At 55.0% G+C, this 24,391-nt stretch carries 18 protein-coding genes and 1 pseudogene; 14 read left to right on the top strand and 5 right to left on the bottom strand.

Annotated features, from left to right (window positions below):
* The 5 genes from CU103_RS31825 to CU103_RS32590 form a co-directional block, all read left to right on the top strand.
* A partial coding sequence (locus CU103_RS31825; RefSeq protein ID WP_210203843.1) for a hypothetical protein occupies positions 1-357 on the top strand: 357 nt, incomplete at its 5' end.
* Between the two features lie 1,011 nt (positions 358-1,368).
* Positions 1,369-2,532, top strand: a complete 1,164-nt coding sequence (locus tag CU103_RS25695) for a M20 aminoacylase family protein (RefSeq protein WP_106666863.1) — start codon at positions 1,369-1,371, stop codon at positions 2,530-2,532.
* A 232-nt stretch (positions 2,533-2,764) separates the two neighbouring features.
* Positions 2,765-3,934 (top strand): M24 family metallopeptidase, encoded by a 1,170-nt coding sequence (locus tag CU103_RS25690; RefSeq protein ID WP_106666887.1) that lies wholly within the window; start codon positions 2,765-2,767, stop codon positions 3,932-3,934.
* Positions 3,935-3,966: 32 nt separating this feature from the next.
* A complete protein-coding gene (locus tag CU103_RS32595) occupies positions 3,967-4,272 on the top strand; it encodes an amidase family protein (RefSeq protein ID WP_146147872.1) in 306 nt (101 codons plus the stop codon).
* Positions 4,266-4,622 (top strand): amidase family protein, encoded by a 357-nt coding sequence (locus CU103_RS32590; protein ID WP_106666862.1) that lies wholly within the window; start codon positions 4,266-4,268, stop codon positions 4,620-4,622. The genes CU103_RS32595 and CU103_RS32590 overlap by 7 nt, the downstream gene beginning before the upstream one ends.
* A gap of 995 nt (positions 4,623-5,617) precedes the next feature.
* Here CU103_RS32590 and CU103_RS25670 read toward each other — a convergent pair.
* Entirely contained in the window at positions 5,618-5,938 is a 321-nt protein-coding gene (locus tag CU103_RS25670; RefSeq protein WP_146147870.1) for a hypothetical protein, read from the bottom strand.
* A complete protein-coding gene (locus CU103_RS25665) occupies positions 5,939-8,026 on the bottom strand; it encodes a N,N-dimethylformamidase beta subunit family domain-containing protein (RefSeq protein ID WP_146147869.1) in 2,088 nt (695 codons plus the stop codon).
* Positions 8,027-8,879: 853 nt separating this feature from the next.
* Here CU103_RS25665 and CU103_RS25660 point away from each other — a divergent pair.
* A complete protein-coding gene (locus tag CU103_RS25660; protein ID WP_106666858.1) occupies positions 8,880-10,235 on the top strand; it encodes a flavin monoamine oxidase family protein in 1,356 nt (451 codons plus the stop codon).
* A 276-nt stretch (positions 10,236-10,511) separates the two neighbouring features.
* Positions 10,512-10,649: pseudogene (locus CU103_RS32295) on the top strand (IS110 family transposase); the annotation flags it as partial.
* Positions 10,650-10,799: 150 nt separating this feature from the next.
* Here the strand turns inward: CU103_RS32295 and CU103_RS25645 are convergent.
* A complete protein-coding gene (locus CU103_RS25645; RefSeq protein WP_106666886.1) occupies positions 10,800-11,741 on the bottom strand; it encodes a LysR family transcriptional regulator in 942 nt (313 codons plus the stop codon).
* A 241-nt stretch (positions 11,742-11,982) separates the two neighbouring features.
* On the opposite strand from CU103_RS25645, the gene CU103_RS25640 reads away from it, so the two are divergent.
* Together CU103_RS25640 and CU103_RS25635 are read left to right on the top strand one after the other, a co-directional pair.
* Positions 11,983-13,266, top strand: a complete 1,284-nt coding sequence (locus CU103_RS25640; RefSeq protein WP_106666857.1) for a methylaspartate ammonia-lyase — start codon at positions 11,983-11,985, stop codon at positions 13,264-13,266.
* The gene (locus CU103_RS25635; RefSeq protein WP_106666856.1) at positions 13,263-14,414 is read left to right on the top strand and encodes a CaiB/BaiF CoA transferase family protein; all 1,152 of its coding nucleotides are present in this window, start codon (positions 13,263-13,265) and stop codon (positions 14,412-14,414) included. Before CU103_RS25640 ends, CU103_RS25635 begins: the two co-directional genes overlap by 4 nt.
* Positions 14,415-14,599: 185 nt before the next feature.
* Here the strand turns inward: CU103_RS25635 and CU103_RS25630 are convergent, their stop codons facing one another.
* Complete coding sequence (locus CU103_RS25630) at positions 14,600-16,120, bottom strand: fumarate hydratase (protein ID WP_106666855.1); 1,521 nt, start codon at positions 16,118-16,120, stop codon at positions 14,600-14,602.
* 311 nt (positions 16,121-16,431) lie between these two features.
* Positions 16,432-17,871 (bottom strand): NAD-dependent succinate-semialdehyde dehydrogenase, encoded by a 1,440-nt coding sequence (locus CU103_RS25620; protein ID WP_106666853.1) that lies wholly within the window; start codon positions 17,869-17,871, stop codon positions 16,432-16,434.
* 226 nt (positions 17,872-18,097) lie between these two features.
* Between CU103_RS25620 and CU103_RS25615 the strand changes: the two genes are divergently transcribed.
* The 5 genes from CU103_RS25615 to CU103_RS25595 all read left to right on the top strand — a co-directional run bounded on the left by CU103_RS25615 (position 18,098) and on the right by CU103_RS25595 (position 24,384).
* Positions 18,098-19,036, top strand: coding sequence for an HpcH/HpaI aldolase/citrate lyase family protein (locus tag CU103_RS25615; protein ID WP_106666852.1), 939 nt, complete (start codon positions 18,098-18,100; stop codon positions 19,034-19,036).
* 748 nt (positions 19,037-19,784) lie between these two features.
* Entirely contained in the window at positions 19,785-20,279 is a 495-nt protein-coding gene (locus tag CU103_RS25610; RefSeq protein ID WP_106666851.1) for an Lrp/AsnC family transcriptional regulator, read from the top strand.
* A 65-nt stretch (positions 20,280-20,344) separates the two neighbouring features.
* Positions 20,345-20,710 (top strand): transposase, encoded by a 366-nt coding sequence (locus tag CU103_RS25605; RefSeq protein WP_146147868.1) that lies wholly within the window; start codon positions 20,345-20,347, stop codon positions 20,708-20,710.
* A 449-nt stretch (positions 20,711-21,159) separates the two neighbouring features.
* Positions 21,160-22,566, top strand: a complete 1,407-nt coding sequence (locus CU103_RS25600; protein ID WP_106666849.1) for an aminotransferase — start codon at positions 21,160-21,162, stop codon at positions 22,564-22,566.
* A 222-nt stretch (positions 22,567-22,788) separates the two neighbouring features.
* Positions 22,789-24,384 (top strand): isocitrate lyase, encoded by a 1,596-nt coding sequence (locus CU103_RS25595; protein WP_106666848.1) that lies wholly within the window; start codon positions 22,789-22,791, stop codon positions 24,382-24,384.
* Positions 24,385-24,391 lie beyond the last annotated feature (7 nt).

The raw sequence follows: 24,391 nt of genomic DNA, 5'->3' as shown, positions 1-24,391 counted from the left end.
TTTCGACCCGGCGTTAGCCGCGAAGCCGGTAACCTTTGCCGCGATGTGACTCTGCCGGATGTCATCGCGCCGGAGAGACATCGGCAAAATGACTTGCAGAAGGCTGTGAGCGGCAGCATCTTCTTCCAGAGCGCTATTAATCGGTATCGTGGATCATGGCCGGCTTCGGCGCCGGAGCGTTCCTGGGCGGGATTTCTAATCCCTTGCTTAGGCGGGTATTTACTCGACCTCGAACTGCTCGTCAGTAGAAGATCATGGATTGCAGGCAAACGTCGCCACATCTCGATTTCGGAAGATTTGAGCTCGTGGCATGCGATAGGCTTGAAGCCGAGCGAACGGTTTGCAGCCATTCGATGATCTCATTCAGGTTGCGAATGGCCGCATTTGGCAGGGCTTTCAACAGTCGCAATTTGGCCCCATCCGCCAAAGGGGTCCGCGATGAAGTTGATCGACCAGAATATGTTTTGCGATTCCGGACGGCAAGTACATCCGGTCCGTACGCTTCAAACGCTTACGCGGCTTGATTCTGAGCTCAGCTCACGAAAGATCCGCCTAACGTGATTGCCTGCAATAACGTTAGGCCAATGTGATGGACGCGTTTAGGGTTCCGGCCTCCCTGGACATTACTCCATAAAAGACACGTACGCGGAAGCCGAAACACTTCGTCGCCCGCGTCCGCCCTATCAGCAGTCTGATCTGCTCGATCTCGTCGTTCCGTTTGCGAATATAGCGATAGCAAGTTCGCTGACATCAAAGAAGTGCGGCAGGTCAGCGCATGCTTATCCCACGCAACGCCACAATCTTCCCGGACATCTCTCAGCGTTGATCTATCGGCGACGCACGGTTTGCTCGTCGGATATGGGATGGCCGCGTCATTTTTTCCGAGAGCCTCTTTGGGAGGATCTCGCCTACATGCTCATCTCGGTGTACATCGTCTTGAGCTGATGGTCTTCGTCCTCCAGAGCCTTCGTCGGGTTGACCATCGACGCATTCATGCCGCCACACGTGGGCGTAAAATAAGGCCTCGCTCATCCCGTGCTCCGGCAAAGCTCGGGCGCGGGGTTGTCTAAATCTTGCTGTCTTAATCAAACCTTCCTCGATCATTAAGCGCAAGCAAGGTTGAACCCAGGCAGTTGCTGGAGAGACTACGTCGAACTCCGAGAAACCTTTGGAATCCGGTTCGCGGGCATTCAGGAGAATTTATCGGTTTGCATTTCGGCGTAGTCACTTCGACCAGTCTCACCGGCCACGACTCCATCTCGCTGCTAGATGACGGCGATACACAAACTGAATTTGACGCTCACCCGGGTGGCTGAATATCAATAACAGGATGACGCCATACCCATATTCGACCTGGAGAACGAACACGTGCCAAACATTGAGACCTTCCGCGCGCTCCAAAACGAGGCAACCGAATGGCGCCGCTACCTCCACCAATATCCGGAGCTCGGCTATCAGCTACAGAATACGGCTCGGTTCGTGGCAGAAAAGCTTGGTTCCTTCGGTATTAACCACATAGAGACTGGGATAGCAGAAACCGGCATTGTAGCAATGATTCACGGTGAAGGTGGAACTGGTCCGACAATTGGGTTGAGGGCGGATATGGACGCCCTGCCAATCCTCGAAAAGTCAAACAAGCCATGGTCGTCGCGGATTCCGGACAAGATGCATGGCTGCGGCCATGACGGTCACACGGCCATGCTACTGGGTGCGGCGAAATATCTTGCGAATACGCGGAACTTTAAGGGCTCAGTCGCCCTAATCTTTCAACCTGCGGAAGAAGACGGCCGAGGCGCTCAAAGGATGGTCCAGGAAGGGATCATGGATCGTTTCGGCATCTCCCAGGTTTTCGGCATGCACAACCAGCCAGACCTCAAGGTTGGTGAGTTCGCCATATGCGATGGCCCTCTGATGGCTGCTGTTGATGAGTTCGACATTGTCGTTAGGGGGAGAGGTGGCCATGCGGCCATGCCACATCAAACCATAGATCCCATTGTCATTGCAGCACAAATCGTTGCTGGACTGCAAGCCTTGGTATCCCGCAACACGAACCCGATGGAATCGCTTGTCATCTCCGTTACCAAACTGATCGCTGGCGAGGCCTACAACATCATTCCAGAACACGCGCAGATAGCTGGCACAGTCAGAACCCTCACACCCGACTTACGGGACTTTGCTGAGCAACAGATCTATGCAGCCGCCCGAGGCATTGCGCGCGGATTTCTCGGGGAAATAGAATTCCAGTACCGCCGACTAGAGCCCGTTACTGTCAACGCTACTGATCAGACCAACTTGGCGATCAAGGCAGCAAGTAGTCTTGTCGGGAGTGGCGCCGTTGACACTAAGATCAAGCCCTCCATGGGTGCCGAGGATTTTTCCTATATGCTCGAAGCTAGGCCAGGCTCCTACGTATTCGTTGGTAATGGCCCCACTGCGGCGCTGCACAACTCGGCTTATGATTTCAACGACGAAAGCCTGCCCTATGGCATCGGTTATTGGGTGAGCCTGGTCGAGACAACATTAACCGCATGAAGGTTGCGAAAATGGGATTAACGGAATGTCCTCGCGTTTCCATAACAGCGATATCGCGCTGACGGACCTCGTCCTACCAATGGTGTGGCTTATTTGAAGGTTATTGTAGGCGGCGCCGATTGGAAATGGCTTTCACAGCAATCGTGGTCATCTCGCGCGACGTCATCGAACTCAGCGACTAAAGCGCTAAGATTGCAGCATCATCCTCACGAACATCGAGTTGGAGATTAAAATAATGGTTAATAGAGGGCAGCAAGCATTTCCTAGAGGTGAATATCTGCGCCGACTGGCACTTGTGAAGTCAGAGATGGCACGGCGCGATATTGACGCGTTATTCGTATCTGACGGCCACAACATCGCGTACCTCACTGGATACACGGCTCTTTCGGCCTATGTTCCGCAGGGGATTGTAGTCTCAATGCATGAAGAAGAGCCCACATTCATTCTTCGCTTGTGCGATGCGCCAGCAGCTATTCATCAGTGCTTTATGGAGCGCGACAAAATCATCGGTTATCCCGAAGCGCTCATCGGGAATCCCGATAAGGACGGGTACGACGCGGTAATCGACTATCTTGAGGAAAGCGATCTCGCAAACCGCGGCATAGGGATTGAGACTTACAGCCTTGCCGCGCAATCGTCCGAGAAATTTAGGACACGTCTGCCCAAGGCCAAGCTTGTTGACTGCACGAAAGCAGTTGCGTGGATTCGGCTGATCAAATCCGATCTCGAGATTGAGGTAATGCGGGAGGCGGCTGCAATTTCAGATGCGGCAATCCTACGAGCCGCTGAGGTGATTCGCCCAGGTGTACGTGAAGCTGACGTGGCCGCGGAAATCGCGGCAAGCTTGATCCGCGGAGCGAATGGCAAGCCCGGAACGATGATCGAGCAAATGGCCCTGTGTTCGTCACCGCGGACAGGGACTTGCCATATTCCGTGGTCGGAGGACGACTTGCGCCAAGGATCGCAGATTAACATCGAGCTCGGCGGCTCGCGCCACGGGTATTGCGCTGGCCTTATGCGCACTTACTCGATCGGTGCACCTTCTGATCGTTTGCGCCGCGTCCATGAAATTCAGGTAGCCGGTCTCGAGGCTTCCCTTGGGGCCATTCGGCCAGGAGCGACATGCAGTGATGTCGCCAATGCGTTCTATCTGACGATCGGGAAACATGGGTTGAAAAAGGAGACGCGTTGCGGCTACGCCCATGGGATTGGCTGGCTTGAGCCAACGGCGAGCCTTAAGGATGGGGATATGACGGAACTGAAACCGAACATGACCTTCCACCTGATGCTGGGCAACTGGATAGATGAGGATTTCGGATATGTCATCAGCGAAACTTTCCGCGTGACTCAGTCAGGCGTTGAAGTCTTGACCAATGTGCCGCGGAAGATTTTCGAGATTTGAATGATGTTCTGTACGAGGTCGCGACCTCAGTAATGGTTGGAGAGCGGGCGCGGCCGCTCTCAGGCTGCGCGGGTAGCGCGGATCTGTCCGCTCTACGGTATTACCCACAACCCTTTGAACCCGGACCTTACTCCGGGCGGGTCGTCGGGCGGTCCGGAGTGGCGGCCGCCCTCAACCTTGGCTTTCTGCATCAGGGTAGCGACGGTGGGGGATCAATCCGGATACCAGCGAGCTTCACAGGAACCTTCGGCTTCAAGCCGACCTTCGGTCTTGTTCCCCAATGGCCGGCCAGCGCCATGAGCATACTTGTGGCCGATTACGTGCAATCCTTATGTTGAACGTCATCGGCCAGAAGGACGCTCGCGACGGTTTTGCGGGGCGCGTTTATCCCCGTATCCGTGTCAATCCAGCAAAAATCCTCAAGGGTCCGCGCATCGGCTACAGTCGAGATCTTGAGTATGTGAAGGTGGCGCACGACATCCAAAGGATCACCGATATGGCGGTCGACCAGCTGCGGGCTCTTGGAGCCGAGGTGGTCGAGGCCAATCCAGGGTTTAAACAAGAAAAGTCAGCTATTAGATCCTGGCTTTCCACAGGGGCTGAACGGGGCTTAAAATCACGCTGGCGGAATTTCAGGATGCCGAGGCTGCGCGTTTTGAGCTTTCTTTCCTCATGGGAAGTTCTATGAGAAGTATGATCTCCTGATCACGCCGACAATGCCTGTTGCACCGTTCGCAGTCGGACGGGACAAACCCGATGAGAGTTTCATGGGCTGGGTCGACTGGACTCCCTTCACCTATTCCTTCAACCTGACGCAACAACTGCAGCATCCATTCCCTCCGGACTGAATGATCAAGGGCTCCGCTGGTGCGCGTTACTCCGATACGAGGCCTGCCCTGGTGTGCACTTATCGCCGATACCACCGTGGATCAGGGCTGCCGGAAATATATCGACAAGCCTGATAACGCGCGGCTTAGCACGCGCTATTATAAATCGAGCGCCAACTCCTTGGAATGACAGGAAGCTTCGAGCGCTTGTCACAAGGTGCGCCTGACTCCGCGCAAGTTGTCAAGGCGATAAAAGCACATCATCTAGACTAGGCTGTGGTGGCGATCTAACGGTTTGGCTCTCTAAACCGCGTCAAATCAGATTAACGACTGACTTTTGAAGGTCGGGCATAAACGTCGATGCGCTAAATGCTGAACAGTGGCCTCGGATCGAACCGTTTCTGCCGGGGAGGGCGGAAGGGGCGGCAGGCTGAGCGCTCAAACAACCGACGGTTATGGATCTGAATGGCCCGTTCGGGTGGGCGCTGGCGTGACTTACCCGAACGCTACTGCAACTATCAGACCGTCAAGCGGCCGCTATACCGTTTGGATCAAGATGGGCGTTCTGGATGGCTTGTTCGAGCGCAGGGAGCCGTCTCGGTCGAGTCCACCTCCTTCCGTGCCAGTCCTAGGCCGTGGGAGGACGGCGGAAAGGGGGAGCGGACACCCAGGGGCTTGGCCGCTCACGCGACCATCTAGGCACTAAGACCCCCACGGTCGTTGATGCCTTTGGGGTGCCGGTGCGTTTCGTGTTCGCACTAGGACATCGTGGTGGCGTGATCTATGGTAGGCAATTGCTTCATCGCCTTAGTCCAGGCCACCTTATCGCCGATAGAGCCTGTGAGGCCGAATATTTTCACGATACTTTCCTGAACGCTGGCGCTATGCCGGTCATCCGCCGCGACCCGAACTTCGCCGCCCTCACCGAGGCTACTGGCGGCTCTGCCGGAACGCGACCTAATTTAAGTGCTTCTTCGCAAAGCTCAAGCAATTCCGGCGTGTAGTGACCCGCGACGACAAGCTTCTTCTCGAACTTCAGAGAGGCTTCGTCATCATCGCCGCCACATGTCTCACGGTGCGGTGGTTTCGTGCCGCTACAGGCTTCGATCCGCGTCGATATTGTGAAGCCAATCAAAATGCTCTCGCCTTCAGTCGACGAAATTTGCAGCGTCATCACTCAAAGGCAGCGCCTCACAACGTTTTCCAGCAGTTTCGAGATGTTGTTCTTGAAGTCGTTCGTAGGGAGACTTCCACAAAACAGAATCGAACCTGCAGAGAACACAAAATTTCCGTGAGACTTCGGAATGAAGCAAAGATCCGCCCTGATCTGTGACGCCTGCCAAGTCGACATGTTCACTTCCGCTCCCCAGTTTACCCTTTCCGAAACGCAGCAATAATCTCCAATAAACTTCTCAGAGTTCCCAAGGACAATGGCTTCGGGTGGCGATGCGTCGACAATGTCGATTTCGAACCCAGCAGCCCCGCCGCCGGAAAACCCGAAATCGCCAAGGATCTCGTCATCGATCCCGTCAAACAGCCATGCAAAACTCGGATCATACGAGGCTTCTGTGCGGCGATAGTAGGAGCCAGTAAACGGGCCGTGAGCCGACATGCCAACACCTGCGAGGCGCTGCGGAGGCCTATCGTTCTTGAGCCAGAGGCCGCCATATTGGCCGTCGAAGGCATGGAAGTACTCTCCGGGTTCTGCCTCCCAAGCCCTAGCGCCCGTCTCGCCGCGTCGAATTTCTATAGCGCTGGGAAAAGCGTCGCTTGTAGCAACCCGCCAGTAGAACCCGTTGCCCCCAAGGTAGCCAAGGCTGCCGCCGTGGGCCACGAAATCTCCGATCGCGTCCAGGGTGCGAGCCGTATGGTATTCCGGGTGGGTCACTGTGAGCACCAACGCATACTCTTCAAGTGCCTTGCTACCCTCGGCTTCGAGGTCATGATCTGTGACAACGTCAAAAGTGATGTCTTTCGCCGCACACCACGCGACCAGATGCGTGTCGGTAGGGAAAATGCGCAGCCCTGACCCTCGCGCGTCAGGGTAAGCGAAGTAGCCAGGCCGCATGCTTAGCTGTGGCCGCAACATAGAACTGAACTGAATCCCGCTTCCGTCGGGATGGAAATCATAGAGCGAGCGACCAAATTCCGGATGCTCCTCCGGATGGTGTGGATAGGCACGCCAAGCGTTGCGCCTTTCGACATAGGCGGAGTCGAAGTTGCCGCGGGGATGATTCGCGTAGGCAAGATAGGTGAATGTCGAGAACAGCACTGCAATCTTTGCCTTTACAGCACCCCGGGCTGGGCGGACAAAGAAAGGGATGATGTCCTCAGCGTCCTCGCATCTCAAACGAATACCGTATACTCCGCTCGGAAGATCGTGGGGAATATCAAAGCAGAAATCAGTCTGCCAGCCGCAGTCATAAAGGTCGTCCTCGTGGAAATGGACGGCTGCGTATTCATCAGGAGCGTGCCTCCAGCAGATCTCTTCACCGGACCATCGCGAGCCGCGCACCGCTTGTGCCGGCAGGTTATGCAGGGTTCCGTCTAGCCGTAACGGGCCTTTGTCGCGGATGTGCGATGTCGGAATGTCAATGCCGAGATCCCACAGAGCGAGTATGTCACCTTCTAGCGCTGGACTGTCCGGGAGGCCTTCGACGGGCTGCGCCCCGCGCAACAACATGGGGGCTTCGAGCCGCCCGTTGAAAAAAGATGTGAACGCTGCTGGGTCTTCTAGCTGTTGTGCTGCCGCCAGGACTAGTTTTGTAAATCCGGACCTTTCATTCAGCGGCCGCGTCCTAACTTCGAAACACCGTGCTCCAGTTTCGACAGAGTATCCGATCAGATGCAGGCCGCCTGCCGCGATCGCGAGCCGCAACTCATACCACCGACCGATTTCAAATGCGAAGGACACGGCGTCCGATTCGCCAAACGTCTCGAGCTTGAGGCCGGCCGTCTGGATGCTAATCGAGACGGCTTTCCCCGGAAGAGCGATAAAGGAAAACAAAACTTGGGGCGACTCACGCAGGAGACGTGGTTGAAATCTGATGGAAAACGTAGCATCTGCGGCGATATCCGTCCCGCCAAGCGGAATGATGCCATAGGACCCCGGACGCGATGGTTTCGCCACTGATTTGTAGGTGCCTTCGAAAGCTGCGGAGACCGGGCGAACATCCATGCCCGGTCCTTCCGGGTTGGGGTCCGCTGAGAAAATGCGAACGAGGTCAGCAGCGTAGTCGCTGGAAAAGTCGCTTGACACTTTCACTTCGGTTTTCGCCACCACGAGCCGAAAACCGGTTGGTATAGCCGACTAGCATTTGCATGTTCTCCTTCGCGTGTTCCCGGTTCACTCGTTTCCGCGAGCGGGTTGACTCCTCCAGAGGCACCTCTATGTCCAGGTCCGGAAGCGCACGTGAACGGTAGCAAGCGATAAACGACAATTTCAGCCGAACCGCCGCCTCGCTATGCAGGAAATCAGCGTTTATACCCCTCTTTATGCAGAAAGCGCTGACATATGAAGTTGGAGGCGCACCCTCGAGTGAAGCAGATATTGTTAACAGTTGTCCGGTTTGAATGTTTGAACTGCGACTTGCGGTGACCGCGCTTTTTCATAGCCATTAATATAGTCGCAGAGGCTAGCGTTGGTTTGCGCAACGAACGTAAGAAACCCGTGGTTCGTGAGCGAGAGACGCACAGACATACGTGACGACATTCGCACGGGGCGTGAGAGCATTTTCAAGACTCTTGCTGTGCGTCAAATGCGGGTGTTTGACAGTGTATGCATTGTGCTGCCCGCAATTTTTGGACCGTGACGTGTCTGACGATGCTGGCGACGCTTACGTTGTACCCAGCAGGGAGCTGGTACGATCGAAGTCTTCATGGGCAGCGTTCGGCAGAGCGAGTGGAAGGCGCAGATCCGTGCAGGAAGCTGTGAGCCTACGTTTGTCCAAACTGTAGCGCTCTGTCCATACGCGCACATTTTATGCACCAGTAGACATCAACTCGGGGGATTTCCGCACCCACAATTAGGCCGCAAATCTCACTTCATGAAAACATAAAGTGCAGCTCCAGCTAGTTAGCTAATTGTCGATGAACAACCGAACTAAGGGGAGATTCTAATGGAGCGAAAAAACTGTGATGTAGTCGTTGTAGGCGCCGGTTTTGCTGGCGCCGTGGCAGCGCGGGAACTTAGCAACAACGGCCTCAATGTCGTGGTTCTTGAGGCACGTGACCGAGTTGGTGGCAGAGTCTGGTCAAGCCAAGGGTGGGGGCAGACCTTTGAATTGGGCGGTCAGTTGGTTCACTGGTCTCAGCCGCATATCTGGGCCGAGTTAACCCGATATGGTTTCGGAATCTATGACCTGCACGACGATTCTCACGATTTTGCCACATCGCTGTATCTTAACGGCAATCACCTCGAGGACATGCCGCCGGAGGAGATGGATAGGCGGATCAGTAAAGGTTTCAAGCGCATCGTCCCTGTCGCCGAGAATGTCTTTGAGCGCCCGTACGAGCCGTTCTTTCGCGAATCGGATCTCCAGCGAGTCGACCATCTAACGATGACAGAGGGACTCACACAGCTCGGAATGCAAAACGACGAGCGTGATATTATGGACGCCGTTTTGTCTGGCGCCTTCAGCGCTCCTGCCGAAAATGGCGCTTATTCTCAATGCCTGCGACGACTGGCGACCGGCCGTGGATACAGCACAGGTGACATCATTCGCTTTCGTGTTAGAGGCGGTTTTCAAGCAGTAGTCGAGGCGATACTCGAAGATGCGCGTGCCGATGTTTTATTGGAAACCGCGGTAGCACGAATCGAACAGATCGATGAAGGCGTTCGAGTCCACACTGTGAGTGACACAATATGGACTGCCAAGAGCGCCGTGGTGACTGTTCCTGTGAACGCCCTTCCAGGGATCGACTTCATTCCCCCGCTCAGCGAAAGTAAGCGCGCAATGATGGATGAACGTCAGGCAACCCAGGGAATTATGTTCTTTGTGCACCTGCTCGGCGAGTATGAACCGTTAATGGCGTTGGCCTCGTCCGAACACCCGCTGACCTGGATGGAAACGCGTGCTAAGATCGATGGCGGAATGATCGCGCAAGTTCTCGGGCCAGACGCTGAGCGTTTGGACATGACTGATTTGGGGCAGGTCCAGGCTGCCGTGCGCCAATGGCTACCGAACGCCATCGTGGCAGGAACACTGGGACACGACTGGGTTCACGACCCATTTTCCCGAGAGACTTGGGCAATTGCACGTCCTGGTCAGCTGGTTAAGTACCATCGCGACCTAGCCAACCCCGAAGGGGGTGTATACCTTGCTGGAACGGACTATGCGAACGGCTGGTATGGGTACGTTGACGGCGCCATCGAGAGCGGCTTATCCGTGGCTCATAAGATTAAGCGTGACCTCGGCGGGGCACAGACGCTTAGCGCGCGGCATACGAATGCAGCGCTAGGCCAACCAACGTAGTCGCGCCGCCGCAAATTGCGCGCGTAAATATAGGCGGCGGGCAACCGTCGCCTTCGGCGACAATTATGCGAAGCGCATTTGTCCAGTCGGGGTCGTTCGCAGTGAATGACAGCGCTTATTCAGGAGATCGGGCAGTTAGAATCTACTCACAGCGTGTTTGGTCTTGCGCGGACTGCAGGCATCTAACGAGTGCTCAACACGCTACGGCAATAGTGGGCATTGGTCTGCGACAGCGAACTACCTGAAACGCACCACCCCGTCGCCGCTAAGTTTGATCGCGTACATTTTTGCTATGAGGCAGGGCCCACGGGTTACGGTCTCTACCGGCCCATCGTCTCACTTGCCCACGAATGCGTAGTCGTCGCTCCATCCTTGATCCCGGGGAAGCCAAGCGACAGGGTGGAGACGAATCGTCTCAGCCAGCACTTGATTTCACCAAAAGTGAGTCAGAGCCGATCATGCGCGCGATCGCTATGACGATCTCCAGCCAGCCGATGTGATATGGTGCGATAGCGATCGGAACCAGCTCTATGGGGCGGTTAGACTGTTGCCGACGAGGCGCCGTTAGTGGTGGAGGGCCGATTCGACTTCGGGCAAGATCGTAGGCCATTTGCCGTTGTGAGCTAAGAGGTCCACGACTTCGCTGATCAGCGCACGCACTGCATTCACTTCGATTGACCGCTCATCTTTTGCGTTAACCGCAAGTACGACGGAGCGTGTAATAACGGGGTCGACAATCCTAACAACCCGAACTTGGCCAAGAGAGACCTCTCGTTGAATAGCCGACGGTGTTAGGATCGAATAAGCTTTTCCGTCCATCACCATGCTGATAATCGTCGAAAGAGAATCGACTTCGAATCGGACATCTAACATGCAGCCGTGCTGAGCCACGACGTCAGCCACCGAGCGACGAACGTTGTTGACGCGCATAGGTACAGCCAGCGGATATGCATGCAGATCGGCTAGCCTTATCGTGTCTTCGAAGGGTGGCTGGTCGGGCGGTGCCACGAGGCAAAATTCTTCTCGGGCCAGCACTGTAGAATTGCCTGGGCTTTCGACCGTTTTGTAGAGAATTGCCAGATTGAAGCGACCGGCGGTCATCCACTCGTCAATCGAGCCGCTCATTCCTTCGACGATCTTGATGGAGACCTTTGGCAGCCTGTCTTTGGCTAACGCGAGGAGCTCTGTCACCATGACGCGAGCTGCTCCAGATGGTATTCCGATGGTAACTTCGCCAGCGGGTGATTTTACCTTGTTCGTCAGATCTTGTTCGGCGAGACTAACCTGGCCCAAGATGATGCGCGCGTGGTTTAGCAGCTTTGCACCAGCGGAAGTCAGCGTTACCCCAGTTCTATCGCGGACCAACAGCTGTGTACCGAAGCCTTCCTCCATCTGACGTACGTGAAGGCTGAGCGCGCTCTGAGCGACATTCAGCTGTGCCGCAGCTTTGGTGAAGCTCCCCGCCTCTGCTACGCCCGCAAAATATTTGAGTTGTCTTAATTCCACGTACAGATCCCCCGGCGGAACCCACAAATGCGTGCCCGCCCCAGATTATTGTTTTGTTTCTCCGGATATTATCTCGAAACGAGATGGTTGGAAAGTGAAGATTATATTGGAGTGTGCGCGGCATCGCGGGGCATACTCCAACGTGAGGACATGAGAAATGCCTTGGCATTGAATTAGGTGCGCAGCCTCCTCGAGGTCGCTGCCCGCCGATAAACTGAGATCAAGAAGTGAGCGCGCGCTTATGGCAACAGCTGCAACAGTAAAAGACGTGATATTCGCACCGGGAACGGGAAGCTTTTTTTATGACGATCAAGCAGCCATCCGCGCTGGTATCGCCACAGATGGTTTCCGCTATGTAGGAACACCACTGACTCCTGGCTTCACGACAATTCGAATGCCATCGCAATCTATCAGCATCGGGCTCGTTCTGTCAGATGGAGCAATTGTCTGGGGCGACATGATGAGCGTGCAGTACTCAGGTGCAAGCGGTCGCGACCCGCTTTTCCAGACGGAATCGATTGGATCGCTTGCAAGATCTGTTATCGTCCCGCGGCTTCTTTCTGTTGACGTGTCCAACTTCCTGGAAGCTTGTGACCGAGCCCTCGCATATCATGAGGGTAAGCGACTTCCGCTAGCGGTTGAATATGGTGTTAGCCAAGCCCTTCTTGCGGCTTCCGCACATGTTACGCGGACAACTCTTGCCGAGGTGATCTGCTCTGAATATTTCCTGCCTTTACCGGATAAACGTATACCGATCTATGCCCAGAGCGGAGACGCTAGAGAGATTAACGTCGACAAGATGATACTTAAATCTGTCGATGTCCTTCCGCACGGTCTGATCAATTCCCGTGAGAAGTTCGGCCCTTCGGGAGAGACTTTTCGGGAGTTTGTCAAGTGGGTTGCAAAACGCACAAGAGAAATTGGAGAGCCGGGATATCATCCCACGCTCCACTTCGACGTCTATGGCTGGATCGGCCTGGAGATCGGAATGGACGCGGGCAAAATAGCGGACTTTATTTGTACGGTTGCAGATGATGTCCCGGGCCACCGACTTCACATAGAATCCCCGGCCGACTTTGGATCGACGGATGCGCAGCTAGACGAGTATGTGAAGATTGTAAATCTTCTGGACGCCCGCAGCTCGAATGCCCGCGTTGTGGTCGACGAACAATGCAACACGCTCGATGACATACGCCTTTTTGCCGAAGCAAAAGCCGCTCACATCGTACAGATCAAGATGCCTGATGTTGGTTCCGTTGCCGACACGGTATGGGGGGTCCTGGCGTGCAAGGAACAAGGAGTAGGTGCATATGTTGGTGGAAGCTGCACCGAAACAGACTTGTCAGCGCGGGTTTCCGCAAACGTCGCAATTGCCACACAAGCTGACATGATGCTCGCAAAACCCGGAATGGGTGTCGATGAAGGCATTTCCATTGTGGGCAACGAACAGAGCAGGCTTCTTGCCATTCTTAACTACCGCCGTGCTCAGAACTCGATTCAGAACGCAAAGGCACAACGCCCATGAACAACGCACTCGAAGGCATCACCGTCGTCGCCGTTGAGCAGGCGGTGGCTGCTCCCTATGTCTCGTCGCGGCTTGCTGACGCTGGCGCGCGGGTCATCAAAGTCGAACGCCCCGAAGGCGATTTTGCAAGAAATTACGACAAACTAGTGCAGGGCCAAAGCGCGTACTTTGTCTGGTTGAACCGCGGCAAAGAATCTATCTGCCTCGATTTGACAGCTGAAGAAGACCGAGCGGTGCTCGATGCAATGATCGCCGAGGCCGACATCTTTATTCAGAATTTGAAGCCTGGCAGCATCAAAAAACTCGGCTTTGGTTCCGAAGATCTTCGAAACCGCTTTCCCCGCCTGATAACCTGCGACATCTCTGGTTTCGGCGACGGCGGAGTGTACTCGCATTTGAAGGCATATGACCTCATTCTACAAGCTGAGACGGGACTTTGCGCGATAACGGGGACAACGCATGGACCGGCGCGTGTTGGCGTGTCAGTTTGTGATATCTCAGCTGGTATGACAGCACTATGCGCAATCCTGCAGGCGCTTTTCGAGCGAGAGCGCACCGGACGAGGCAAAGGTATCGAAGTATCGCTCTTCGATGCCATCGCAGACTGGATGAATGTTCCGGTTCTGCAGTTTGACTATAGTGGCTATCAAACAGTAAGGGCAGGGGTTAATCACCCATCTCTTATGCCGTACGGGGCCTACCGTTGTGCCGACGGAAGGGACGTTATATTCTCCGTCCAAAACGATCGAGAATGGGTGAATTTCTGCGCTGAATTTCTGAAGCGACCCGAACTAACTCGTCGTCCTGGTTTCGCAGACAACATGCAGCGCCTTGGCAACCGGGCTGAACTGGATGAAATCATCGTCGATCGGTTTGCGAAGATGTCAAGCGACAGAGCGATGGCTGAGCTGGAGGCTGCAGGCCTTGCCTATGGTCGACTTAATCAAATCGAGGACCTGTCCAAGCATCCACATCTGCGGCGCCTTCCTTTGGCAACACCGACGGGAGATATAGAAGTGATAGCACCCGCGGCGATATTCGATTCAGTAAAGATGCCGACGTTGCGACCAGTTCCCGCCCTTGGAGCCCATTCTGAGGCGATACGCAATGAGTTCCGACCTTTACCACGACGTAGTGCGCAAGAGTGAGAGAATTGGTTTCCCATCGCGGTGGGGCTGCATTTCGGCCGACGGGGGCGTGTCCGATGATATGTTACCGGGTGACGTGGAAAGTGCTGTAGCGTTCGAGCGCATTCACAGGTGGTCCTATCAACGTTGCTTAGTCGTGCGCACACGAAGACATCTTGCTCCAGCATGCGCGGGCGCGCGGCTGCCTAACGGGTTGCTATGCGGTGGCGCCATTCGGCTGGTCCATCGCGGTGGATAGAGTTACCATCTACGTCGACAGCGACGGTCACCGGCATATCCTGGACTTCGAATTCGTGGATCGCTTCCATGCCTAAGTCCTCGAACGCAAGCACCCGAGCGGATTTTATTGATTTCGAAATCAGGTATGCTGCGCCCCCAACTGCGATCATATACGGAGTGCGATGTTCCACAATAGCATCGATCGCTGCTGGCCCCCGCTCGGCCTTCCCAACCATTGCGTAAAGCCCTGTTGCTTGGAGTACCTTCCTCGTGAACACATCCATTCTGGTGGATGTCGTCGGTCCCGCTGGACCAACAATCTCGTCCCGCACGGCCGGCACAGGCCCAACGTAGTAAATGACGCGTCCTTTCAAGTCTACGGGCAGCGGCATCCCTGCTTCCATAAGATCGGCCATTCGCTTGTGGGCCGCATCGCGCCCTGTCAGCATTTTCCCTGAAAGAAGCAGAATTTCGCCCGCACGCCACTTCGCAGTTTCCACTCTTGTGAGCGTGTTAAGGTTCACCCGTCGGGCACCGATCAACAAAGTGCGATCAACGTCAATCTCTGGCCAGTCGCTCATATCGGGCGGCGTCAGCACGGCTGGGCCGCTGCCATCTAGCGAGAATTTTATGTGACGGTTCGCCGCGCATTGAGGAATCAACGCAATAGGTTTGGATGCCACGTGGGTCGGAAAGGTGACGACTTTCACATCGACTACCGTAGTGAGCCCTCCCAATCCCTGGGCACCAATCCCCAAAGCATTGATACGCTGGTATAGTTCGATGCGAAGCTCCTCTCCCGGACCTGACGGCCCACGACTGAGCAGATCGAACATGTCGATTGGCTCATTCAGCACTTCCTTTGCCATCAACATCGCCTTTTCAGCGCTGCCTCCTACGCCGACCGCAATTAGCCCGGGTGGACACCAACCGCTGCCGAGGGTTGAGACTGTATCCACCACCCAATCTGACACCGAGGCACTCGGATTCAGCTGCGTGAAGCGTGCCTTGTTTTCCGATCCGCCGCCCTTGGCAGCAACAATGAACGTGAGTTCATTTCCCGGGATGAGATCGACATGGACAACCGCAGGGGTATTATCTTGTGTATTTCGTCGAGTCGATAATGGATCTATAACAACCGACGCGCGCAAGGGGTTGTCCGGATCGAGGTAGGCCCTGCGGACGCCTTCGTTGATTAGGTCGGCCAAGCTGTAGGGGCTATCGATCCGAACAGACATGCCGACTTTTGCAAACACGACTACAAGGCCCGTATCTTGGCAGATCGGTCGTCGGCCAAATGCTGCCATGCGCGAGTTCGCCAAAATCTGGGCCATAGCATTTTTTGCTGCCGGACTCTCCTCACGCTCGTAGGCTGCGGAAAGGTAGCGAATGTAGTCGGGCGGGTGATAGTAGGAGATGTACTGAAGTGCCTCAGCAACACTTTTCACAATATCGGCGCCTGCGACGATGGTATCTTGTCTATTCAACTAGGCGACCCCTACAATTCGTAACGTCAACAACGGGGCATGGTGTTGTGCCCCGTACATGTCGGTGCTCCAACGCTCCCGAAGGCAAGCCGTCTGGGAACGTAACCAGTATTGCACACTCTGGGATAATATTGGACTCGGGTCGCTTGAGCCAGCATCCACTGCGATGACGTGCGGGTTCCTCCGGAGGCCTTCTTCGAAAGACGCCTCCGGGAAGCTATATCCCAGTATCGCTGTCGGAGACAGAATCCTGATTTTGGCCATTAAAATCGAACTCCTGGTTCGAACGCCAAGCGGGTGGTCGCCCCCACTCAAGTGATATCTATCGGGCTTGCCGCATTGACGAGCTTGAGGTTCTGAAAGCTCCTCACCCCTTCAACTCCACCTTCGTAACCATAACCGCTCTGCTTTAGGCCGCCGAGCGGAGCATCCGCAGAAACGCCCTTCAGATAATTCACGCTTATCACGCCAGTCGAAAGACTGCTAATCATTCGCCTTTGGACGTCCGGGGATTCTGTGAAGAAGTACGAAGCCAACCCGTACTCGGTTGCGTTTGCTTCTTCGATTGCTTCTTCAATCGTGTCGAAAGGTGCTACGGTCAGAACTGGCCCGAAAGGCTCCTCGCGGAGCACCGTTGATTCAGGATGAACATTGCTCAAGATAGTCGGGGCCCAATAAAAGCCCGGCTGCTCAAGCCGAGTTCCGCCGGTTTCCACTTTAGCTCCGCGGGCAACAGCATCCTTTATTAAGCGCTCCATGGCTTCGATGCGTCTCGCGTTCGCCATCGGTCCCATTGTGGTTGCGGGATCGTTAGGCTTGCCAACCTTGATTTGCTGCGCAGTCTCAACCAGCTTTTCTACGAAGGTTTCATAGACCGGCCGAGCGACAAGAATGCGACTAGGAGCGTTGCAACTCTGCCCCGCGCATTCAAACTTGTAGTCAGAGATCGCAGATGCGGCTTTGGATATATCAGCATCTGCGAAAACAATGACTGGAGAATGCCCACCGAGTTCAAGAACGCAGCGCTGCAGGTTCGCTGCCGCAGTCTTGGCGAGCTGTTTTCCAACAGGCGTTGATCCAGTGAAGGAAAGCACTCGGACTGAAGGCGAGGCGAGCAAGTGTTCTGAAATCATCGGCGGGTTCCCAAAGACGAGATTCACGACGCCGGCTGGAACTCCCGCCTCTTGCAATGCCTCCACCATGTAGACGCCTGCACTCGGCGTCTCTTCTGCAGCCTTCAAAATCACTGGGCAACCTGCTGCAAGTGCAGGCGCTAACTTTCGTGCATTGAGTACCGCTGGATAGTTCCAGGGTGTGAATGCTGCCACAACGCCGGCCGGTTCATATATGAGGGTCCTTTTGTCGTCGATGGGAACAGACGCTGATAACTCCTGCGCGTGCTGGCCATTCCATTCAAATGTTTCGACCGCACGCGCAAATTCGCCCTTTGCTTCGGCTAGCGTCTTGCCCTGTTCTTGGGAAAGTGCCGCCGCTGCGGCTTCAATCTTACCTGCCAAAATGCGAGCAGCACGAACGAGAACGGCACCGCGTTGATGGGAGGGTGTATTCGCCCAAGTCGAAAGGCTAACTTGCGCGGATGTCAGGGCATCATCGAGATCACTCGCGGAGGCGACAGCCACGCGTCCGAACTCCTTCGCGTCGGCAGGATTGATGAGTGAAATATAGGCCCCGTCAGCTCCAGAGCGCCACGTTCCATTGATAAAGAGCTTGTAATTGACGCTGTCGGGCATAACTCACTCCGCCTGTTCTTGATATGGATGCTCGCTATTTGAACGAAAAGAGCGGCCCTCAGTTCGTCCGAGTTCAGCAAGCTGCTCGGCGAATTTCTCTACTTAAGCGTAATTGGTCAAATAGCGTTTGTTGTTCCCTACCATCTGGTTTCCAGATTGTGCGGATGCAGAACCCTTCTATCTAGTCACGAGATGGCTAATGGCGACAATCGATATTTGACGGCAGATGAAGGCGAATAGACAATCAGGGGGATGCTCATGGCAGAGAACAAGGACGCACATGACGATAAATAACACGGGCGAGATCTGCTGGCGCTCACTTCTTTTCGTGCCGGCCAACAATGCACGGTTTGTGGAAAAGGCTCGAACATCTCAGGCCGATGCGATTATTCTCGATCTAGAAGACGCGGTGTTAGCGGAACATAAGGCCGAAGCGCGCTCGGCTGTCCAAGACATTGCGGCGACGCTCTGTACAGAGACAAGGGACGTTCTTGTGCGCATCAATCGCCCGCTGTCTCTAGCCGTCCGGGACATCGAGGCGACAGTTAACGAGCATGTCAAGGCGGTTGTTGTCGCGAAAGCTGCTAGCGCTCAACACTTGATGCTTCTCGCTGAGATACTGGAGGAAAGAGAGTATGCACTGGGCCTTCCAACAGGACAAACAAAGCTGCTGCCTCTGATCGAAACAGCGGAGGCTGTCGGCCGGATGGATGAGATCGCATCCTGCCCTCGGGTTGTGGCGCTTGTATGTGGAGATGAAGACCTCGCGGCCGATCTGGGCTGCAATCCGGACTCGGAAACTCTGGCCGCCGTTAAATTCAAACTCGTCTTAGTGGCAGCGCACCATGGCATAAGGCCTCTCGGCTTGATGGGTTCGATTGCGGAATTTCGTGAGACGGACAGGTACGGCATGTCAGTAAACCGATCCAACGCTGTGGGGCTGAAAGGCACTCTCTGCATCCATCCGAGCCAGGTAGACATAGCGAACAGTGCCTTCACGCCGTCGATGGAGCAGATCGAGTCCGCGAGACGGATTGTCGATGCAGCTGATGCAGCTCGCAGAAGTGGGATTGGCGCTGTTGGGCTGGATGGGAAAATGATTGACGCTCCCGTACTGCGCCGTGCCCAGAACTTGCTTAAGGAAGGACAGCGATTCGTGGGTTGAAAAGAGGGGTGCCAGATGCCTATTTTTTGCCTTGAATCCCGAGCCCAAGCCGACTGTCTTTGCCGTAAGGCAGCCGCCTGCACCAGGGAGTCATGTGCCCGGTTCTCTGTCCCCCCAACATTTGGCGGTGTACCTGCCGATTTCGCCAAAAAACCGTTTCGCGCCAAACAGGCGATCGCGGTCGTAGTGATCTCGTAGTCGCAAACGCATTGCTCGAGACTTAGGATCTAAGTCGGGAACTCTTTGCTAGCCAGTAATCTCTCGAAGCACACGCCGAATGTGAGACTTAACGTCACCTAGCGTTTTCCGAAATGAAGCCTAGAACGACGCCAATACATCCCTGCTCTCGCTCAAGAGAGACCACAACAATCATTGGTATTTGGCGCCCGACTACCTTAGGGACACAGTCGCAGCCTTTGTTTCGATCACGCCTCGGTACGCAAGCGTTTGAGTTTGCTTTGGCAGCTTTGACACAAACCGTGCTGCGGCGATGTCATACCTTCGCTCGCAAAGGCACTCTACCAGATGCCCGCAAAAGAACAGATGGCTTGACCGCAATTAATAACCTGCGCCCCGCTAATCAGTGCCGGCCATCGAAAGCACTGGTCCCGCCCACTCATGGGGAGTGCGCGGCCCAAGTTGCTTCATTAGGTCGGTGTGGGCAGGCAGTCTAATTTTGGCTCAGTAGTATACTAAATGTGAAGAAGTGGCTAACTCACATTCTAGAACGGCTTGAAGCAGGTGGCCAATGATCTCGAAAAAAAGCTCCAATTGTAGACTCGACCCATGGGACCTCCGAATTCTCTCGGAGATCCAGCAAAATGCCCGTATTTCGAAGAGCGAGCTGGCAAAACGCGTACATCTATCGGCGTCGGCCTGTTCTGAGAGGCTACGCGTACTCGAGGAAGAAGGGATCATCGAAGGCTTCTACGCCCGACTCAGTCCAGCTCTTATGGGCGGCATCACATTTGTTATGGTGGAAGTCGTGCTGGATAGACATCGCCTGGAGAATCAAAGACATTTTGAAGCGGCGATCCAGGAGATACCGGAGATCCTCGATTGCTGGGCAATAGGAGGTCGCATTGATTATCTGATGCGAGTTGCGTCTCCATCCGTCTCCGCATACCAGAGTTTCATGGAAAAGCTGCTGGAAGCCGGGCTGGGCATCGAACAATATTTTAGCCTCATCGTCACAAAACCCGTAAAATCTAACTCACCCATTCCCTCGGCTGTGCTTGCTTAGAGCTTTTATGCTCAGGACCTAATTTGGGATGAGATGTGATTCACCGCGCCATGGAAGATGTTGTGATGGGTGAGCTGTTTCTGCTGGCGTCGGATCGCGCCGCAATTTCCGCTGTCACACGGAGTGCCTCGTGTCGACGATCGGCGCGTGGTGAGCGGCATCGTCTACTCAAGCACGGGCCGGCGAAGGGACGAAGCGCCGGAGCGGATCATGATCGACGCCACACATCTGAAAGCGCATTGCACGGCGGCGGGCTGAACTTCAAGCTGCACATCATATACGACAGTGCCGTCAGGTCGCTCGCCATGCTGCTCACCGAGGGACAGATGAGCGATCACAAGGGTGCCAGGCTCATGTGCGCTGCAGTCAGCGAATCCCTCCTCGGCGACCGGGAATACGATTACAACTGGTTCGGGGCCGCGCTCCTCTAAAAGGGGTTCGAGCCATGCCTTCCCCGCTCGCACCGTTCCGCAGATCAGGTCCCATCATGGCCGGCGGCTCCGAAGAAGTTGCAACGTAGAGGAGGCGCGTACTGTTCGATAAACGCGATGGCGCCCCATCACCGGCCTTCGTTTGCGCCCTCTGGCATGGCCTCGAACTCAGGCCGGAAGATCGAGCAGTCCCGGGCTTCCAGTTACGGCCAGCGGACTCACGATCTCTTTTGATGAGATTATCCAACACGGCGCCATCTGGACACGCGGCAGCCTCGGTCTTTTAGCAGTAGAAGCTATTTTTTCGGCACGGCGCGCCGATTCAGTGAAATCGTCGGCCGAGGATGACCATTTCCGCGAAAAAAGAGAGAATTAACTGGTAGGATTACGTCGCACAATGGGCGCTCGACTATTTCGTGGCTGCCCATCGGCGCAACGAGGGAAACGAGATGAGCCTTAGTAATTTGGGAACTGAACAACTCCAGGAAAAAGATCGAAGCTACGTCTTCCATCCATCCACATATCTCGCCAAACACTCGCGGGGCGAAACGCCAAACCGGATCATGGCGGGTGCCGAGGGGGTATACATTTGGGATACCGAAGGTCGGAAAAGTCTTGACGGATTCGGTGGACTTTACTGCGTCAACATGGGATATGGATGCGCAGAAATTGCCGAGGCGATCGCCCAGCAGGCACGGGAACTGCCGTTCGCGCATGTATACGCAGGGCAAGGTACAAAGCCGGTGGCGTTGCTTGCGGAAGCAATCGTCGAGTATTTCGGCCAAAACATGCGCAGGGTTTTTTTCGGCCTCTCTGGGTCTGACGCCAACGAAACTAACATCAAGCTTGTATGGTACTACCATAATATTTTAGGGCTTCCTCAAAAGAAAAAAATTATATCTCGTCTCCGAGGGTATCATGGCTCTGGTCTCGTCACTGGTAGCCTCACTGGCCTTCCGTTCTTCCACGATCATTTTGACCTGCCTCTGGAAATTGTGCGCCATACGACGACCCCCCATTATTATCGGCAAGCCCAAGACGGAGAGAGCGAAGAAGCGTTTTCCAAGCGTTGCGCAGATGAACTGGAAGCATTGATTCTCGCCGAGGGCCCGGAGACGGTTGGCGCCTTTATCGGCGAACCAGTGTTGGGAACTGGTGGTATTATCCCCCCGCCGCAAGGTTATTGGACTGCCATTCAAGCAGTTCTCGACAAATACAACATCCTTCTGATTGCTGACGAAGTCGTTTGCGGCTTCGATCGTACAGGCGAGAAATTCGGCTCTCATCTATATGGCATGCGTCCGGATATTGTGACGGTCGCAAAGGGCCTGAGCTCCGCCTATCTTCCGATCTCAGGCTCAATCATCGGCGAGCGTGTATGGTCAGTGCTCGAACAGGGCACGGAAAAGCATGGCGCGCTCGGACACGGCTGGACTTATTCGGGCCATACCCTTTGCGCAGCCGCGGCGCTCGCGAACCTCGATGTTCTCAAAAAGAAGAATATCCTCGAGCATGTCCGCGACGTCGGACCGTATTGGCAAGAACAGATGAAGGCGAAGCTGGATGGACATCCTATTGTCGGTGAGGTTCGCGGGGTTGGGATATTGTCCGCAGTAGAACTAATGCGCGACCCCAAGCAACGGATTCCATTCGAGCCCAACCTCCAAGTTGGCGTTCGAGCGGCCGCAACTCTGCTCGAGAATGGTGTTATTGGACGCGCAATGCCACATGCGGACACTATCGGCTTTGCTCCGCCTTTGATCATCAAGCGAAATGAGATCGACATAATTGTCGATGCAACTGCTCGGACGGTTGATGCGACTTATAGAAGTCTTAAGGCTGAGGGCGTTCTGTAATTCAGGAGCGCCGATCAGAGGCCAGCACTGCTGAAGGCCGGATGGTAAGTTCCACCGGCCTTGTAGCGTGTACATGAACTAGCGCTCACTTCCGTGGTGGCGAAATTGTCACGGATAAGGATAGCAAGAAGATTTGTACAACATGACACCGCAGCGCCTGCAGCATTTCCCCGGACGGGTTATTGCAATGCACACGCACAATCGACGGCCCCGGAGGATATTATGTCTTATACCGCCCATCTTGAAGAAGCCAAAAGCCTCATTGCGGGGAAAACCAAATGGACAGGATTAACCCCCGATTCTGTCGCCCGGATGCGCCTCCAAAATCGGTTCCGAACCGGGCTGGACATTGCGCGCTACACCGCTTCCATTATGCGCCGCGATATGGCTGCCTACGACAAAGATCCATCCAAATACACGCAGTCCCTAGGTTGCTGGCATGGCTTCATTGCCCAGCAGAAAGTCATTTCGCTGAAGAAGCACTTCGGCACAACGGAGCGTCGTTACCTGTATCTCTCCGGCTGGATGGTTGCAGCGCTCCGGTCGCAATTCGGTCCGCTTCCTGACCAGTCCATGCATGAAAAGACGAGCGTGCCGGCCCTCGTCGAGGAACTTTACGCTTTCCTGCGCCAGGCCGATGCGCGCGAACTCGGCATGCTGTTCAGGGAGATTGACAAGGCGCGAGCCGAAAGCGACACAGCACGGGAGCAGCAGCTGATTCAGGCGATCGATAATCACCAGACGCATGTTATTCCTATCATCGCCGATATCGATGCAGGATTTGGAAATGCCGAAGCGACTTACCTGCTGGCGAAAAAAATGATCGAAGCGGGCGCATGCGCGCTGCAAATCGAGAACCAGGTTTCTGACGAAAAGCAATGCGGTCACCAGGACGGCAAGGTAACCATTCCCCACGAGGAATTCGTCGCCAAGATCCGCGCTTGTCGCTACGCGTTTCTCGAACTCGGCCTCGATGACGGTATCATCGTCGCCCGCAGCGATTCACTCGGTGCAGGCCTCACAAAACAGATCGCCTTCAGCGCGAGTGAAGGTGACATCGGCGACCAGTACAACTCATTCCTGGATTGCGAGGATGTTACCGGTCAACAGCTCTCCAGTGGCGATGTCCTGATCGCGCAAGGTTCAAAGCTACTGCGGCCGAAGCGCCTGCGTTCCAATCTTTACCAGTTCCGTGACGGAACGGGCGCGGACCGCTGCGTCCTCGACTGCATCAATGCGCTCAACAATGGTGCGGACCTGCTATGGATTGAGACCGAGAAGCCCCATGTTGAGCAGATCGCCAGCATGATGGACCGCATTCGGGAGATCATTCCCAATGCGAAGCTTGTCTACAACAACTCGCCTTCCTTCAATTGGACACTGAATTTCCGGCAACAGGTTTTTGATGCCTGGCAAAAGGAAGGAAAGGACGTTTCTGGGTTCGACAGGTCGAAGCTGATGAGCGAACAATACGATGACAGTGATTTGGGCCGCGAAGCCGACGAAAGGATCAGGACCTTCCAGTGCGACGCTTCTCAACGCGCCGGCATTTTCCATCACCTGATCACCTTGCCAACTTATCACACAGCGGCGCTTTCAACGGACAATCTGGCCAAGGAGTACTTCGGCGAGCAGGGTATGCTCGGCTATGTCGCGAATGTTCAGCGGAAGGAGATCCGGCAGGGCATCGCCTGCGTGAAGCACCAGAACATGTCTGGCTCTGACATCGGCGACGATCACAAGGAATATTTCGCAGGTGAGGCGGCGCTTAAGGCTGGTGGAGTCCACAATACCATGAACCAGTTCGCCGTCGCCTGATCTCTTG

This window comes from Phyllobacterium sophorae, assembly GCF_003010965.1.
GTDB classification, from domain to species: domain Bacteria; phylum Pseudomonadota; class Alphaproteobacteria; order Rhizobiales; family Rhizobiaceae; genus Phyllobacterium; species Phyllobacterium sophorae.
This window is presented reverse-complemented; position numbering and strand designations above follow the sequence as displayed.

Bases quoted from the DNA above. Each gene is read 5' to 3' on its own strand.
- CU103_RS25620 (WP_106666853.1), bottom strand. From the start codon at position 17,871: ATGCCCGACAGCGTCAATTACAAGCTCTTTATCAATGGAACGTGGCGC.
- CU103_RS25595 (WP_106666848.1), top strand. From the start codon at position 22,789: ATGTCTTATACCGCCCATCTTGAAGAAGCCAAAAGCCTCATTGCGGGG.
- CU103_RS25640 (WP_106666857.1), top strand. From the start codon at position 11,983: ATGGCAACAGCTGCAACAGTAAAAGACGTGATATTCGCACCGGGAACG.
- CU103_RS25600 (WP_106666849.1), top strand. From the start codon at position 21,160: ATGAGCCTTAGTAATTTGGGAACTGAACAACTCCAGGAAAAAGATCGA.
- CU103_RS25610 (WP_106666851.1), top strand. From the start codon at position 19,785: ATGATCTCGAAAAAAAGCTCCAATTGTAGACTCGACCCATGGGACCTC.
- CU103_RS25635 (WP_106666856.1), top strand. From the start codon at position 13,263: ATGAACAACGCACTCGAAGGCATCACCGTCGTCGCCGTTGAGCAGGCG.
- CU103_RS25615 (WP_106666852.1), top strand. From the start codon at position 18,098: ATGAAGGCGAATAGACAATCAGGGGGATGCTCATGGCAGAGAACAAGG.
- CU103_RS32595 (WP_146147872.1), top strand. From the start codon at position 3,967: ATGGTTGGAGAGCGGGCGCGGCCGCTCTCAGGCTGCGCGGGTAGCGCG.
- CU103_RS25605 (WP_146147868.1), top strand. From the start codon at position 20,345: ATGGGTGAGCTGTTTCTGCTGGCGTCGGATCGCGCCGCAATTTCCGCT.
- CU103_RS25660 (WP_106666858.1), top strand. From the start codon at position 8,880: ATGGAGCGAAAAAACTGTGATGTAGTCGTTGTAGGCGCCGGTTTTGCT.
- CU103_RS32590 (WP_106666862.1), top strand. From the start codon at position 4,266: ATGTTGAACGTCATCGGCCAGAAGGACGCTCGCGACGGTTTTGCGGGG.